Source organism: Bacillus sp. FSL E2-8887, from assembly GCF_038007205.1.
Lineage (GTDB): Bacteria > Bacillota > Bacilli > Bacillales > Bacillaceae_G > Bacillus_A > Bacillus_A mycoides.
Window position 1 is genome coordinate 4858954 of the sequence record NZ_JBBOWS010000001.1, and the last position, 16280, is coordinate 4875233.

General features: G+C 39.3%; 16 protein-coding genes. All 16 read right to left on the bottom strand.

All coding sequences use genetic code 11. From position 1 onward, the window contains the following. Positions 1-145: 145 nt before the first annotated feature. Positions 146-1129 carry a M23 family metallopeptidase gene (locus NSQ08_RS25110; RefSeq protein ID WP_002034849.1) on the bottom strand — a complete coding sequence of 328 codons (984 nt, stop codon included), beginning with the start codon at positions 1127-1129 and terminating at the stop codon, positions 146-148. A gap of 161 nt (positions 1130-1290) precedes the next feature. Then, entirely contained in the window at positions 1291-1998 is a 708-nt protein-coding gene (locus NSQ08_RS25115; RefSeq protein WP_002130038.1) for an ABC transporter permease, read from the bottom strand. Next, a complete protein-coding gene (locus NSQ08_RS25120) occupies positions 1998-2840 on the bottom strand; it encodes an ABC transporter ATP-binding protein (RefSeq protein ID WP_088040467.1) in 843 nt (280 codons plus the stop codon). Before NSQ08_RS25120 ends, NSQ08_RS25115 begins: the two co-directional genes overlap by 1 nt. A 181-nt stretch (positions 2841-3021) precedes the next feature. Then, entirely contained in the window at positions 3022-4029 is a 1008-nt protein-coding gene (locus NSQ08_RS25125; protein ID WP_340779577.1) for a LytTR family transcriptional regulator DNA-binding domain-containing protein, read from the bottom strand. A gap of 145 nt (positions 4030-4174) precedes the next feature. After that, positions 4175-5194 carry a stage II sporulation protein D gene (gene spoIID, locus NSQ08_RS25130; protein WP_002166416.1) on the bottom strand — a complete coding sequence of 340 codons (1020 nt, stop codon included), beginning with the start codon at positions 5192-5194 and terminating at the stop codon, positions 4175-4177. 253 nt (positions 5195-5447) lie between these two features. Further along, a complete protein-coding gene (murA, locus tag NSQ08_RS25135; protein ID WP_002068497.1) occupies positions 5448-6752 on the bottom strand; it encodes a UDP-N-acetylglucosamine 1-carboxyvinyltransferase in 1305 nt (434 codons plus the stop codon). Positions 6753-6791: 39 nt separating this feature from the next. Beyond that, positions 6792-7496 carry a YwmB family TATA-box binding protein gene (locus tag NSQ08_RS25140; RefSeq protein WP_002139032.1) on the bottom strand — a complete coding sequence of 235 codons (705 nt, stop codon included), beginning with the start codon at positions 7494-7496 and terminating at the stop codon, positions 6792-6794. Positions 7497-7547: 51 nt separating this feature from the next. Further along, positions 7548-7784 carry a DUF1146 family protein gene (locus NSQ08_RS25145; RefSeq protein WP_002016201.1) on the bottom strand — a complete coding sequence of 79 codons (237 nt, stop codon included), beginning with the start codon at positions 7782-7784 and terminating at the stop codon, positions 7548-7550. 208 nt (positions 7785-7992) lie between these two features. Further along, complete coding sequence (nuoN, locus tag NSQ08_RS25150) at positions 7993-9507, bottom strand: NADH-quinone oxidoreductase subunit NuoN (protein WP_340780262.1); 1515 nt, start codon at positions 9505-9507, stop codon at positions 7993-7995. Between the two features lie 7 nt (positions 9508-9514). After that, positions 9515-11017: an NADH-quinone oxidoreductase subunit M gene (locus NSQ08_RS25155; protein WP_340779582.1), complete on the bottom strand. Its 1503-nt coding sequence runs from the start codon at positions 11015-11017 to the stop codon at positions 9515-9517. After that, positions 11014-12876: an NADH-quinone oxidoreductase subunit L gene (gene nuoL, locus NSQ08_RS25160; protein WP_340779585.1), complete on the bottom strand. Its 1863-nt coding sequence runs from the start codon at positions 12874-12876 to the stop codon at positions 11014-11016. The genes NSQ08_RS25155 and nuoL overlap by 4 nt, the downstream gene beginning before the upstream one ends. Positions 12877-12905: 29 nt before the next feature. Then, a complete protein-coding gene (gene nuoK, locus NSQ08_RS25165; protein WP_000100081.1) occupies positions 12906-13220 on the bottom strand; it encodes an NADH-quinone oxidoreductase subunit NuoK in 315 nt (104 codons plus the stop codon). Further along, on the bottom strand, positions 13213-13737 hold the full coding sequence (locus NSQ08_RS25170; protein WP_001012819.1) for an NADH-quinone oxidoreductase subunit J: 525 nt from the start codon (positions 13735-13737) through the stop codon (positions 13213-13215). Before NSQ08_RS25170 ends, nuoK begins: the two co-directional genes overlap by 8 nt. Beyond that, positions 13734-14153: an NADH-quinone oxidoreductase subunit NuoI gene (gene nuoI, locus NSQ08_RS25175; RefSeq protein WP_002016193.1), complete on the bottom strand. Its 420-nt coding sequence runs from the start codon at positions 14151-14153 to the stop codon at positions 13734-13736. The genes NSQ08_RS25170 and nuoI overlap by 4 nt, the downstream gene beginning before the upstream one ends. Before the next feature lie 25 nt (positions 14154-14178). After that, a complete protein-coding gene (nuoH, locus tag NSQ08_RS25180; RefSeq protein ID WP_002068471.1) occupies positions 14179-15180 on the bottom strand; it encodes an NADH-quinone oxidoreductase subunit NuoH in 1002 nt (333 codons plus the stop codon). Beyond that, positions 15180-16280 (bottom strand): NADH-quinone oxidoreductase subunit NuoD, encoded by a 1101-nt coding sequence (gene nuoD, locus NSQ08_RS25185; RefSeq protein ID WP_340779590.1) that lies wholly within the window; start codon positions 16278-16280, stop codon positions 15180-15182. Before nuoD ends, nuoH begins: the two co-directional genes overlap by 1 nt.

Genomic DNA, 16280 nt, shown 5'->3' on the forward strand with positions numbered 1-16280 from the left:
AGTTGAACCAATCGGGCGTTTACGGGCAGTTGATCTCCCACCTAACTTCTTTGCTCCAGCTGAATTTTGAGGTGGGAGTCTTACTGCCCGTTAATGCGGGATAAAAAAATCAGCTCTCCTAATGAGAACTGATTTTTTCACTTTATTATTCTTGTGAAGAAGAACCGTTAGATGATTCTGTAGAACCATTCGTTGATTTTTCTTCTTTTTGAGATTTGTCATCTTGTTTGCCGTTCGTCTCTTTATCACTAGTCGAACCGCTTGTCGATTTCTCTTCTTTTTGAGATTTCTCATCTTGTTTGCCGTTCGTCTCTTTATCACTAGTCGAGCCGCTTGTTGATTTCTCTTCTTTTTGAGACTTATCTTCTGGTTTCGTGCTTGTTGACTTTTCTTCTTTTTGAGATTTGTCATCAGCTTTTTTACCAGAAGCATTTGTCGCCTTTGCAGCACCTGCATCAGCTTTAATTTCTGCTACTGATTTATTTAAATAACGCTCAGGGTTCACAGCCACATTGTCTTTACGTACTTCAAAGTGAACGTAAGAACCTGCATCTTTATTCATTGCATTTAGACCTGATTTTCCTAACACTTCACCTTGCGCGACTCTTGCACCTTTTTCTACTTTCACACTGCCTAAGCTTTGATAAGATGCTGCTACACCATTTCCACTATCTACTGTTACAACATAACCAAGAAGTGAATCTTTTTCAGCTTTCGTTACTGTACCACTTAAAGCAGCTGTAACATCAAATTCTTTTCCGTTTTTCGCAGCAATGTCAATTCCTTTATTCGGGGAATATGTGTTGTTATAAAAGACAAGTGCTTTTTCTTGTTCCGCCTCTGATGCTGCATCTTCATAGAATTTCTTCTGTACTACTACTTCTGCATTTACTGCAGCTGGCATTTTCACTACTTCTGAAGATTTTGTTACTGGTACTGCCGGATCTTCCGTTTGTGTATACGGTGTTGCTTGATCTTGGTTCGGAGCTTTCTTTGGATTAGCTCCCTGGAACCATAGCGCAACCATTAAGATTACCGCTGCACAAGCAATGTATAGTGCCGGAAACACCCATCTTTTTTGAAATAAATGTACTACTTTTTGCGACTTTTTACTATTTCTTCCTCGCATTCCATCATCACCTCAGCAATCATTTTGAACAATATTCACTCATCCTATACAACCTATAACTAATTACTTTTCGACAAAATCTGTAAAAATATGTATAGGAATTGCAAAATTTCCGAGGAAATGATAGAAAAAGGAAAAAACTGAGCGTTTCAGCTCAGTTTTTAGTCCATTTGTTTCTTTCTATAAATGAAGAGCGTAATAACAAGTACTGCAACTAACCAAATAGTTATATTCAATAAATTACTAGTAATTGCACTAAAACCTTCACCTTTTATAACACTACTAACTGCAAGACCGATATGACGAGTTGGCAAATAATCGACTATCTTTGTAACGACTTCATTCTTCACAAACATTCCAATTAAATCACCGAAAAGGAATGTCATTAATATTGGTAATCCAATTGTTGATGTTTGCGGCACATTTTGAGCTAATAATCCAATACAAGTACCAATGAGGTTAAATATTAGCATTCCAAGAACAAAGATGAGTAATAATAATGCAAAATTACCTTCTAATTTACCTAAAATAAGTAGATTAATAAAACAGATTGCAACTGTAATCATACCTGTTAATGAACTTTTACCAATTAATACTTCAATAGATGATGCTGGTGATAGCATAAGAACACGAAGCGTATTTTTTTCCTTTTCTTCAGCGATGAGCATTGCCTGTACAAAGCCTCCGACCATAACTAAGGCCATCGCGGTTAACGTACTTGCTCCAACTTCTCTCATATTATCTGAGCGACTAAATAATACCGAAAAGACAAGTGGCATTACCAACATAATTAAAGTTTGTGAATTCGTTTTAAAATCCTGTACCTCTTTCCGAAAAATAGCTGAAAATCGTCTCATTGAAAATGTCATTATAGTCCCCTCCCAGTAACTTCAATAAAGATATCGCCTAACGTTGGCTCGTGTGAATGAATAGATAGTAATTCGCCTTTTTTCATCCATTCTGAAATGCGTTTTGCTCCTAATTCATCTTTTTGTACCGTTTCTTTTTGTTTATCTTTTAACACAACTTGTATTTGATCTTTCGCGTATTTTAATCGCAAGTTTTCTGGTGTATCAAGTGCTACAATTTCTCCCCCGCACAGAAAGGCAATGCGGTTACAAAGCGTTTCTGCTTCGTCCATGTTGTGCGTCGTTAAGAAAATCGTTGTTCCTTCTTTATTTAAGTCTTTTAAGATTTTATGAATGTTTTGTACGTTTACAGGATCAAGTGCAGATGTTGGTTCATCTAAGAAGAGGATATCTGGTTTATGAAGAATCGCTCTCGCTAGTGTGACACGCTGCTTCATTCCTTTTGATAATTTTTTCACTTGTGTTTTTTTATCATCCAATAAGTTCACTTGTGCTAACACTTCATCAATTCGTTCTTTTTTGCAATCGTATAAGTCACAAAATAATAGTAAGTTATCATAAATGCTAAGTCTTTCGTATAAGCCGCTATTGTCTGTTAAAATACCGATTCGTTTATAATCGATGCTGCTTGGACCTGTAATATCCTTACCCAATACTCTTACTGTTCCAACACTATGAAGCAATTGAGAAGTTAAAATTTTCACTGTTGTCGTTTTCCCAGATCCACTTGGTCCGAGGAATCCAAAAATTTCTCCTTGCTTCACCTCAATATTTACATTTCGAAGGGCCGTTTTTCCATCGAAACTTTTCATTACATCTTTCATTTCAATTGCCAATGTCATTTCGTTATCCCCTTTGTTTTTCTTTTTATAGATGAAATTCGCTTTCGCAAGTTTCGATTTGTTTGTTTCACTTTTCTTGACTCAATCATATGAAAAACAAAGGGATTACGCAGTAAAATACCGGTAAAAGGAGTATTTTTACCGGTGAATGAATCCTATTTTGAGCTTATTGGAGCGTTTTTCATAGCCCAATTACACCTTTTAATTCATCCATTCGTCCTTTCGAAAGCGGAATGGAGCTTTTCCGTTCATCATCCAAAATTAAACTAAAACTATTTCGTGTCCACGTAATAACTTCTCGTACTCTTTGTAAATTAACGAGGTATGAGCGATGACATCTAAAAAATCCGAATCCTGTTAATCTCACTTCTAGTTCACTTAATGTTAATGCGCATACGAAATCACCTTCGCGCACATGAATATGTGTCACTCCATTTTGCGTTTCAATGAAATGGATCTCCATCGGATCCAGTAAAATGATTTTATCATTCACTTTCGCTGGTATTCTTTCTAACTTCATTTGCGGAATCATTTGAACTACTTTTTCTCGATCGATCTCTTCAGCTTCTTCTTGCTCTATTTCTACCTTTTTCACACCGTCTTGGTTTAATATATATACATCTTCTGTCAGCGAAAGGGCATCCGATAAGAAGGAGGACGTAATAAAGATCGCTTTTCCTTGTTCTTTCATTTTCATAATCGCTTTTCGAATAATAATCGTACTCTCTGTATCTACATTTTGCTCCGGCTCTTCCAAAATAACTAAATCTGGATTATGAATCATAACACGCCCCATATGAAGACGGCGTTTCTCTGAAAATGACAATTTTTCTATTTTAACGTTTAACTTATCTAGAAGTCCGACATATTGGATCACTTCTTCTACACTCATATTTGATTCATACAGCCCTAATAAGAACTTGAAGTATTCTTTTACCTTCAAACGGTCGTATGCCTCATCTTTCAGAAAACAAAAGCCAATACGTGAATACATCTTCTTTCCAATCTGTTCTCCTTCAAATAACACACTTCCCGAAGATGCTTCTTCTTCTCCGATAATAATACGGTGCAAAACTTTAGCTGTATGATTATTGCACTGCAAAACAACACATTGTCCTTTTCCAACCTCCAGCTCAATTGCTGGTAACTGGTTTGTCTTCCCTAACTGTCTCAACTCCAGTAACGCCATTCTGTCTCCCCCAAATGTTTTTTAGTTCATTATACCAAACAAATAATGGGAAATTATGATATTTTAAACAGAACAAAAAGGAGCTAGTTTAAATTAGCTCCTTTTTTACTATGTCGAAAAATCACTATACGTCCAATCCTACAGCCTATTTTTTCACCATCAATTTTCCTTCATAATCATTCATCGTCTTTATTTCAATGCCTTTATAGTAATGAGCGACTATCTCTGTATATTTCTTACCTTCCGCTGCCATACCATTTGCACCGTACTGGCTCATACCGACGCCGTGACCGAACCCTTTCGTTGTAACGGTGATGTTATCTCCTTCTTGTTTCCACGTAAAGTCTGAGGAGCGTAAGTCTAACTTTTCACGAACTTGTTTTCCTGTTAATGTTTTCCCTTGAAACTCTACATCCTTTACTCGTTTTCCTTCCGTAAGGTCTTTAATATTACCAACCTTTCCGTCCGCTAGTACTTTCACACCGAGACGTTTTTGAAAATCAGCTACTGTGAATTTTTGCTCACTCGTAAATTTTGGAGAGGCTTGATCCCACGGACTATCTACGCTTTTCAAGTACGGATAATCATTTCCCCAATAATCAGCTGCATTTTCTGTTCGTCCGTTACTCGTTGAGAAGAAGGATGCTGAAATTGGTTTTCCATCATACGTTAAAACTTGTCCTGCGGTTTTCGAAACGGCTTCCTCAATTTTCTTTAAATTATTTTCGTAGTTATTACCCCATTGTTTCTTCAATTCCTCTTTGCTTTTGTACACTTGATCTTTCACTGTATCTGTCACATCCGCATTGTTTTTCTTACCACCGCTTAGCATACGCTGCACTACAAATGTTCTTGCTGCTAATGCCTGCGCCTTTAGCGCCTCTATTTCAAAGCTGGCATTCATCTCAGAAGCTACTACACCGGCCACATACTCCTCCATAGGTAATGTTTCTACCTTCTTCTGCTGATCACGATATACAGCAACTTGAACCGCTGTATCCACTTTCCCTGGAGCTGGTATACTTTCTATCGCTGGAGGAGTTTTAGAAGCTGCTTCTTCCCCTACTTTTGCTTTCGCAAACGGAATAACAAGAGCAGCAGGTACAATGATAACGAGCGCTATTAAGAGCGCTACTGTAATGAAAAGTGGCTTTGAAAATTTCATCCTATTCCCCCAATATAAAGTTGGATTCCTTTCATTCTTATGGAAATACGGGATCTTTTAGAACATACTTGGGGGTATCGATATAAAGTGAAGCTATAATCAGTGGGGTTTTACTGACCGCAAATAGTGGAATAAAACAAAAATTCTCTAAATATTTTCACTGAGACGTGCATAAGTATGGAATTTATTGACTATAACAGTAATAACCCAAAAAAAATAGCCCCTATGTCAAAAGACATAGAGACTACTTCAATTAAGCGTGAAGATCAGAAACTTCTTGTTCTTTCACTTCTTCTACTTTTTCGTTTACACGTTCAATAGTTGCACCTAATGCAGCTAATTTCTTATGGAAATCTACATAACCACGGTCAAGATGTTTTAACTCTGTTACACGAGTATAACCTTCTGATACTAAACCAGCTAAGATTAATGCTGCTGCAGCACGTAAATCAGTTGCGCCAACTTCAGCTCCTTGCAAGCTACTTGGACCGTTCATAATTACAGAACGACCTTCGATTTTAATATCAGCATTCATACGACGGAATTCTTCAACGTGCATAAAGCGGTTTTCGAATACCGTTTCTGTAATCATACTTGTTCCATCAGCATGTAGTAATAATGCCATCATTTGTGATTGCATGTCTGTTGGGAAACCTGGATGAGGCATAGTTTTAATATCAACCGCTTTTAACTTATCTGGGCCGATAACACGTACACCTTCATTTTCCTCAATAATTTTAACACCCATTTCTTCCATTTTCGCTGTAATTGAGCGTAAATGTTCAGGCACAGCATTTTCAATTAAGATGTCTCCACCTGTAATTGCCGCTGCAACCATGAATGTTCCTGCTTCAATACGGTCAGGAATAATAGGGTGGTTTGCACCATATAATTTTTCAACGCCTTCAATACGAATCGTTCCAGTTCCAGCTCCGCGTACTTTCGCTCCCATTGCATTTAAGAAGTTAGCTAAGTCAACGATTTCTGGCTCTTTCGCTGCGTTTTCAAGGACTGTTGTCCCTTTTGCTAATGTAGCTGCAGACATAATGTTTTCTGTCGCGCCTACGCTTGGGAAGTCTAAATAAATTTTAGCTCCTTTTAGTTCGCCCTCTACGTGTGCCTCAACAAATCCGTTACCAACTTTTACTTTCGCTCCCATTGCTTCGAAGCCTTTTAAATGTTGGTCAATTGGACGTGAACCAATTGCACATCCACCAGGAAGTGCAATACGAGCACGACCGTTACGTGCTAATAATGGTCCCATTACTTGAACAGATGCACGCATCTTACGTACATACTCAAATGGTGCCTCAATGTTTAATTCTTTAGAAGAATCGATTGTTACTTGGTTATTTTCAAATACGACTTCAGCATTTAAATGACGTAATACCTCGTTAATTGTGTATACATCAGATAATACTGGTACTTCAGATAGTACATTCTTTCCGTCACTCGCTAATAGGGCTGCAGCGATTATAGGTAATACAGCATTTTTTGCGCCCTCAACACGCACTGTGCCGCTTAACCGCTTTCCGCCACGGACGATGATCTTTTCCAAATTATTCCCCTCCGTGTCCTTTTTTCAGTATCTATTCACTCAATACTCAGAAGTTATGATCGGTGTGCCAACCACAATTGTATCTTTGTTGTTTGTAGAACGTATTGCTATTTGCACATTTATTTTCTCTCTATTTGTTGAAAGAGCGTCATTCCACTTTTTATTATATGCGGAGACTGATACAAATGCTCTTTCTTCTATCTGTTCGATCGCTCTTGCTGAAAGATCTTTCAAAACCTGATTGGTTTTATTTTGCAAAACACCTTCAATCTTATCATTCAGTACACCTTGAACACAAGTGTAAATTATAGGTTTTTCACTAAAAATTTTATCCATGTTCTGAACGTACTTCGGGTCCCATTTCGCCCCGCTCACTTCAAAAATAATAAAAGTGTTTTCTTTAGTATTTTCCTTACTCCAAGTTACTACTATTCGTTCTTCATGTGAAGAAGATTTTTTATAGGATGTAGCCTTATATCCATCTGGAGATTGTTCTAATTCCCAACTTTCGATGTTTGCCTCTTCCTTCACATCGTTTAACAATTTTTGAAACGTATGTATATTAGAAATTGTTTTCGTTTCTCGCGCTAACCATGACCACCGCTCTACTTTTGCATCGTTCTTCTCTAAAGCTGCAATCATGCTCTCCATTTTCTGTTCGTCGCTTATAGGTTTCATCTCTTTATATCCAACCAAAAATAAAACAACACTTACGATAACGATAAGAATGGCTTTAAACTTCAATTTCATCCCCTCCTATCCCCATTGTTAACGGAGATATGAGGTTCTATACACTTACTTTACTAAATACGTTAAACTCTTTGAATAGCCTAAATAATCAAGGAAAAAGTTACTTACAGATGTCCCAATTGCAATTGTAATTAGGATAAGTAATACTCTCGTCTGCATCACTTTTCCAGACTTCATTAAGCGCTCAATGTGAATACCTTGTAAGGCCCACCACGTAATGGTAATAAACAATAAATGCGAAACAATGGCAATCAGTGCTTGTTGCCCTAAAAGATGTGCCAAAAAATCGACCCCTTTTTTTGCTTGGCTACTACTTACGCAAAATGTAAAAAACGATACCATAAATAAGTAGGAGCCACACTTTTTCAAACGCAAATAAGCATCTTACATCGTAATTTTCTCTCGGAAAACATATACCTATAGACGTTTTCATTTGCTGTTACTCCAAAATAAAAAGCGTAGAGTACGGACTCTACACCTTTTATTTCCACTATTGTACCACGTTCCCCAAGAAGAAGAAATCCTTCATTAATGGAAAATGTTCATAAAAGAAATTGTAACCAATCATCGGCATAATCCCTAGTATTACAATTGAAATTGCGCAAAGACTCATGACAATCTTTATATTTAACGGTAATCGGAGCTTTTCTTCTGTCTCTCCCTTGCGGAAAAACATTTGCTGTAATATTCGGAAATAATATATGAATGAAATAACCGTCGTCCCCATCATAATAGAAGCTAATACGTAATGAGCAGGTTCAACATGAAGTGCCCCTAAAAAAATGTTAATTTTTCCGATGAAACCTGCTGTCCCCGGTATTCCAGCTAACGATAAAATAAAGACCGTCATCACTATAGCTGTAAAGGGGGATCGCTTATATAACCCTGTAAAAATCGTCATGTTTTCCTTATCATTTTGTAAGATTAATCCGTGGATGATTGCAAATGCTCCTATATTCATAAGCATATATGCAAGCATATAAAACCACATACTATCCATCGTAAACTGTGATAGCGCTACAAGAGGGACTAGCAAATACCCAGCATGCGCGATACCTGAATAGGCAAATAGACGTTTTACGTTGTATTGCTTTAATGCTACTACGTTCCCAACAATCATCGTAATACTAGCTAGTACCGCAATGTATATACTCATACGCCCGTACAAAGATTGTGCGTCTCCTTGGATTGCCACACCTGCAAACACCATAAGAAACAAACGCGTAATGAGTAGAAAACCAGCAATTTTAGAAATCGTTCCGAGAAAAGCAGTGACAGGTGTAGCCGCTCCCTCATACACATCTGGTGCCCACATATGAAATGGCACTGTTGCAATTTTGAATGAGAGTCCAACGAGCAAAAGTAGAAATGCGAGAGCTAACAATAACTGAATGCCCCCAGCCAATCCTTGCGTAAATACCTTTTGCATTTCCACTATGTTGGTCGACCCTGTAATACCGTATAAATAGCTCATTCCAAAGAGTGTAATTGCTGTTCCAATTCCTCCGTTAATGACATATTTCATTGCAGCCTCATTCGATGTGCGGTTTCTTTTTCGGATTCCTACTAAAATATAGGAAGAAAGCGAAAGCAACTCTAAACCAACGAACAATGTGATGAAATCAACGCTAGAAGCCATGAACATCGCTCCAAGAAGCGCCATTAAAAACAAATAATAATATTCTCCTTTATCTTGAATAGGCTCCTTCTTGTCATCGCTTATTGCCATACATAAAACGAGAGCTGCTCCGCCTAATAACAACGTTTTAAATCCTTTTGAAAATCCATCTAGTACAAACGATCCATTTAAAATATCTCCTGCCGGTTCGCTATATAGCGTCATTAATGACACTATCGCTAACAAGGCAGCGGCAATTGCACCCATCGCAACGTACCTATGGTTTAGCTTAAAAAACAAATCACATATGGAAAGAAGGATGGCTGCCCCGAGAATAATGAATTCTGGTACCATGAGATGCCATGATAAGCTAAGTAACGTGTTCATATCCATCCTACTTCACCCCCAATGTTTTCAATGTAGTTTGAAGTGGATCCCCTAGTAGTTCTGGCATTACCCCAATTGCAATAATACAAACGATAAGCACTATAACAGGAACGTACTCCCATCCGTGTATATCAAATTTCGCTTCCCATTCTTTCTTACCAAATATCACTTGAAGTGTCGCTCTTAATACGTATACAGCGGTTAAAATAATTCCAATTACACCGACGGCGGCGATAACAGGTTTCCCTTGGAATAAACCGAGAAAGGCAAGGAATTCGCTAATAAATCCAGACATCCCTGGCATTCCAAGCGATGCCATACCGCCCGCTAAGAAGAAACCACTAAGCACTGGAACACTTTTTGCGAGTCCACCAAGTGCTGTAATATCCGAAGTCCCGAAACGCTCTTCAATAATGCCAAGCAAGAAGAAGAGCAAGGCCGCAATTAAACCGTGAGACACAACTTGGAACAATGCCCCTTGTATACCTGGTGCATTTAACGCCGCCAGCCCCATTAATACAATGCCCATATGCGAAATACTAGAGTAAGCAAGTACCTTTCTAAAGTCCGTTTGGATGAGTGCTAGAAAGGCCCCATACAATAAATTAATTACCCCTAAAACCGCAATTAGCGTTGCAAAATCACGAAAATATTCTGGGAATAATCCTTTCCCGAAGCGAACAATACCGTACGCGCCAATCTTCAGCAAAACCCCCGCGTGAAGCATAACTACAGCAGGATGCGCTTCTATGTGTACATTGACCATCCAGCGATGCAAAGGGAAAACAGGGAGTTTAATCGCAAAAGCAATCATTATGGCAAGAAACAAGCCGAACTGTACGCTACTTGAGACAGCCATTCCTCCCCCAGCACCTACACTCGTTAATATTTCTTTAAGCTCCGCAATATTTGTTGTACCTGTTTTCGCAAATAAAACCGAGAAAACGATAAGTAAAATAGCTGATCCAATACCGTTATATATTAAATAACTATATGCAGCCTTTTCACTCGACAATTTCCCCCACTTGCCAATTAATAAAAACATTGGTGGCAACGTAATCTCAAAGAACATGAAGAACAACATTAAATTTTGAGCAGCGAAGACACCGAGCATACCTATTTCTAACATGAGTAACAGCATGTAGAATGCTTTCAAATTTCTTTTAATAGAAAATACCGCAATAGCTGCAAGCATCGCTAGAAGGGCTGTGAGCACCATCATTACAAGCGATAAACCATCAATGCCGAGCTCGTAATAAATTGAAAACCACCTTTTGTCCACTGCTGTGAAATCCCCAAATTTAATCCATTTCACTTTTTCATCAAATATCGATAAGCTCTTTCCTGAAGCGTATGTACAAGCAAGGACGATAGCAATTCCAAATGGAAGCGCCGTTCCGAATAAACCAAGCGCCTGCACTGTACGCGATTCTCGTTTCGGCGTTAATAAAAGCAAGAGAATTCCTAAAAGCGGGGAAAAAATGAAGAACGTTAATAGCAATCCATTCACCGTAAATCCCCTCCCGTATATAACAAAATAATTAGGAGCACTGCGAGCGAAACTGCTGTTACAGTTCCATACACTTGTACATTCCCGTTTTGAAGCCGCGATCCTAGTCCACTCATACCTTTAACGAGTCCAGCAATTAAAACTGCGATTCCTTCTACAACGTATACTTCAAATAAGCGAAGCACATGAGCGATTCCTTTCGTAATAGGAATCACTGTCGCATTGTATAGTTCATCCACATAATATTTTTCTTTCAAAAGGTTATAAAAAGACGTCCCTTCTCCGCCGGCCCAATCTCTAGAGATAGATTTCTTGCCATATATGAAATATGCGAGGGCAATTCCCGCAAATGAAACGAGCGTCGCAACAACCATAATCCAAACAGGTCCATGCACTTCCTTCACCTGGAATCCTATATCTTTCGTAAGCCAATCCCCAAGAAACGTTCCGAACCACGGTGTATTTATATAACCGGCCACTACCGCAAGAACACCAAGGACAATCATTGGATACGTCATGGTGCGAGGTGATTCATGCACCTCTTCCTTCGTCTTCGTTTCCCCCATAAAGACAAGAAAATATAGACGGAACATATAAAATGCTGTTAGAAATGCCGCAATTACTGCTAAAACGAATAGAAAGTAATTGCCATTCATCCACGCCGCCGCTAAAATTTCATCTTTACTAAAAAATCCGGAAAGAAGAGGAACACCACTAATTGCAAGTGCGCCTATTAAAAATAGTGCACCGGTTACTTTCATCTTTTTCTGTAAACCGCCCATTTTATTAATGTTTTGCGTATGGACTGCATGAATTACACTTCCTGCTGCCAGGAACAATAATGCTTTAAAAAAGGCGTGTGTCGTTAAGTGAAAGATACCAGCTACATAACCAGCCGAGCCTAGCGCAAGCATCATATACCCGAGCTGACTAACTGTAGAGTAAGCAAGAACCCTCTTAATATCTGTTTGCACTAGACCGATAGAGGCCGCAAAGATTGCGGTGAAAGCCCCAACGATTGCCACAGTTTGCATCGCTACCGCACTTGCTGAAAATAGCGGGAACATCGTCGCTACTAAATATACGCCGGCTGCAACCATCGTTGCCGCGTGAATAAGCGCCGAAACAGGCGTCGGTCCTTCCATTGCATCTGGCAACCATGTATGAAGCGGGAACTGACCCGATTTCCCCATCGCACCGATAAAAATTAATATCGCCGTTATTGTAATCATAGAAGGAGAGAGGTCGCCCGTATGAATCGCTTTAAAAATCGCGTCATATTCAAAACTACCTGCGTGCCAAAAAATTAATATCATCCCAATAAATAGCCCAACATCCCCAATGCGTGTCATAATAAAAGCCTTTTTCGCAGCAGCCTTCGCTTCTTCTTTAAAGAAATAAAAACCGATAAGTAAAAACGAACCAAGGCCGACTAACTCCCAAAATATATAAAGCTGTAATAAATTCGTCGATATAACTAGCCCAAGCATCGCAAAGGTAAAGAGCCCTAAATATGCATAAAAGGTTGGTAATCTAGTGTCACCTTTCATATAACCTTTTGAGTACACATGTACAAGAAAACTCACAAGTGTAACGATAAACAACATTAAAGCCCCTAATGCGGTAACTTCAAAACCAAATGATATATCTATATCTCCTACCCTAAGCCATACCCACTTATGCTTCACTGCCTCGGATGAAAATCGTTCTATTAGTACCACTACCGCGGATATAAAGGAGAGAAAGGTAAAGAAAATACCTAGTACACTACTTCCCTCTCTAATTTTCTTCCCGAACACAATAAGTAACAAAAACGAAACAAGCGGGAAAAGCGGTATGAGCCATGCATAATCGATCATTGTTTCCTTCCCCCTTTTCGGTCACAATGCTATCCTTTGAGCGTATCCATCTCATCTACATGAACTGTCGGGCGATTACGGTACAAAGCAATCAAAATTGCAAGACCTACCGCTGCCTCCGCTGCCGCTACAGACATCGTAAACAGCGAAAAGATTTGTCCTGTTAAATTCGGAAACAAGCCTAATTTACTAAACGCTACTAAGTTTAAATTGGCGGCGTTTAACATCAATTCGATACAAACTAATACAATTACTGTATTTCGCTTTGTTAAAGCTCCAAATAAGCCGATGCAAAACAAAATAATCGCAAGTGTTAAATACGCAGAAGCCGGAACGCTACTCATGGGAATCCTCCTCTCCCTCATCCTTCTTCGCAAGGATAATCGCTCCTACAAGTGCTACAAGTAAAATAACTGAGGTTAATTCGAATGGAATAATATATTTTGAATAGAGAAGTGTACCGATTTGAAGTGTGTTATTTTCATGGAGAGGTAAACTTCCTTGTGTGCTTTGATTTGAAAAATCGATACTATTAACAGCGAAATACATAACTGCTCCAAATGCTACAACCGCAAAGAAGATAATCCATTTTCGAAGAGTAAGGCGCGATTCATTTTCCGCGTTATGTTTCGTTAACATAATGCCAAAAATCATAATAATAGTGATTGCACCAGAGTAAAGTAAAATTTGTGCCACTCCGATAAATTCGGCTGATAAGAGAAAGTACAAACCCGCAATGCTAAGGAACGTAAGCACAAGGGCCAGCATCATATGCATTACTTTCGTTAAATTCAGCATAAGAACGCCGCCGATAATCGCAGACAAGGATAATATAAAGAAAGCTACAAACTCGCCGTTCATGCTTTATTCTCCTTCCTGATGTTCTCGTCGTTCTCGTCAAGCCACTGCAAATTTTTAAATAAATCATCACGTGAATACTCTGCAAGTTCAAAGTTATTTGTCATTACAATCGCCTCTGTCGGGCAAACTTCTGTACATAAATCGCAAAGAATACAAATTTCAAAATTAATATCATACGTGTCGATAATTTTCCCTTTTTTCGTAGGATCAGGATGTTTTTTTCCTGTTAATTGAATGCAATCTGTCGGACAAATGTTGGAACACTGATTACAAACAATACATTTCTCTGGATAAAACTTTTGAATACCTCGAAATCGGTCTGGTAATGGCAACGGTTGATTTGGATAATCATACGTCACCTTTTTCTTACTCAAATTACTAAGCGTATATTTTAACCCTTTAAATAGTCCTTTCATCTCTTACTGGCACCCCCTTTATAGATTAGAAGAATAGCTCCTTAATCAATGCCGTTAAGAAAATATTTGCAAGTGCGATTGGTAATAATACTTTCCAACCAAACTCCATTAACTGGTCACCTCTTATGCGCGGGAACGTAACGCGGAACCAAATCAATAGAAAGACCACACTGCTGAATTTCAAAGCAAACCATACGGCTCCTGGAATAAACCCAAGGAACATAACTGGATTCCAGCCTCCTAAAAAGAGTACTGTAATTAAAGATGACATCCCGAAGAAATACACATACTCTGAAAGCATGAAAAACGCCCATCGAAAACCTGAGTATTCCGTATGGTATCCTGAAACAAGTTCTGACTCCGCTTCGGGTAAATCAAACGGTGTCCTATTTAACTCTGCAACTGCCGCGATTAAGAAAATGACGAAACCGATTGGCTGTGCGAAAATGTACCATACCTTTTCCTGCGCCGCTACAATTTCATTCAAGTTAAGACTACCAGCTAACAAAACGACGCCAATTACACTCATCACAAGTGGAATCTCATAAGAAATCATTTGCGCTGCTGCGCGCATCCCTCCTAAAAGGGAATATTTATTATTTGATGCCCATCCCCCAGTTACAACTCCGATCGTCGTAATCCCAGAAACAGCAATGTAATACAGCAATCCTACGCCAATATCCGCGAACTGAAATTTATCAGTAAACGGGATAACCGCAAGCACCATAAATGCTGGTGCGAATGCAATAACAGGTGCTAATATAAACAACGGTTTGTCAGCAGCTTTCGGAATACTATCTTCTTTTAATAATAATTTCAACACATCAGCTACCGTTTGGAGTAAACCGAACCGGCCCCCAACTTGGTTTGGTCCAATCCGCCCTTGCATAAATCCCATCACTTTCCGTTCTGCCAAAATACCGTATGTAACGAAGCCAAGGACTGCAAATAATAGAAGCACCGCTAATCCGAAAAAAATGAAGAAATTCGTCCAGCTTGAAGGTGATTGTAAGAGCGTCTCAATCATTAGCCGTCAACCTCCCCAAGTACAATATCAACCCCACCTAAAATCGTAATTAAATTGGCGATGTTTTCACCTTTCAATAACTTCGGTAAGATTTGCAAATTATAAAAAGACGGTCTGCGAAATTTCAAGCGGTACGGCTCTTTCTTTCCATCACTAGCAATATAACAGCCAATCTCTCCCCGCGGTGACTCTATACGGACGAACGCTTCTCCCTTAGGTGCTTTAATAATTTTCGGCACTTTCGCCAGCACAGCGCCGTCTTTCGGGAACTGCTCGGCTGCTTGCTCAATAATTTTCAATGACTCCTCAATTTCCTCCATCCGGCAAACGTAGCGGTCCCAAGCATCTCCCGTGCTCCCAACAGGAATATCAAAGTCAAAACGATCATAAATAGAATACGGTTCATCTTTGCGAAGATCCCACTTTACTCCCGTGCACCGCAAATTTGCGCCGCTTAATGAATACGAGATCGCCTCTTCCGGGCTATATACGCCAACGCCCCTCACACGATTTAAGAAAATTTCATTTCCGCTAACGAGGTCGTGGTAACCTGCCAATTGCTCTCTCATATACGGAACAAACTCTTTCACCTTTTCAATCCAGCCGTCTGGCGCATCCCACTTCACACCGCCGACTCTCATATAGTTGAAAGTAAGCCTTGCACCGCACAATTCACTTAATAAATTTATAATCATCTCTCGTTCACGAAAGGCATATAAAAATGGACTAACCGCTCCTATATCAAGCAGGTTCGTTCCCCACCAGACGAGATGGCTCGCAACTCTCCCAAGCTCCATCGCAAGCACCCGTAAATATTCAGCACGCTCTGGAATCTCAAGATCCATCATCGTCTCTACAGCGTGGCAAAGGACGTAATTATTCGTCATTGCTGATAAATAGTCCATTCGATCTGTATACGGGATAATTTGTGTATATTGCAAGCTCTCAGCTATCTTTTCTGTTCCGCGATGCAAATATCCGATAACCGGTGTAGCCTCTTTAATAATTTCCCCGTCAATCTTAATTACAAGCCGAAACACACCATGTGTACTCGGATGCTGCGGCCCTACATTTAAGAGCATCTCTTCCGTACGGATCAC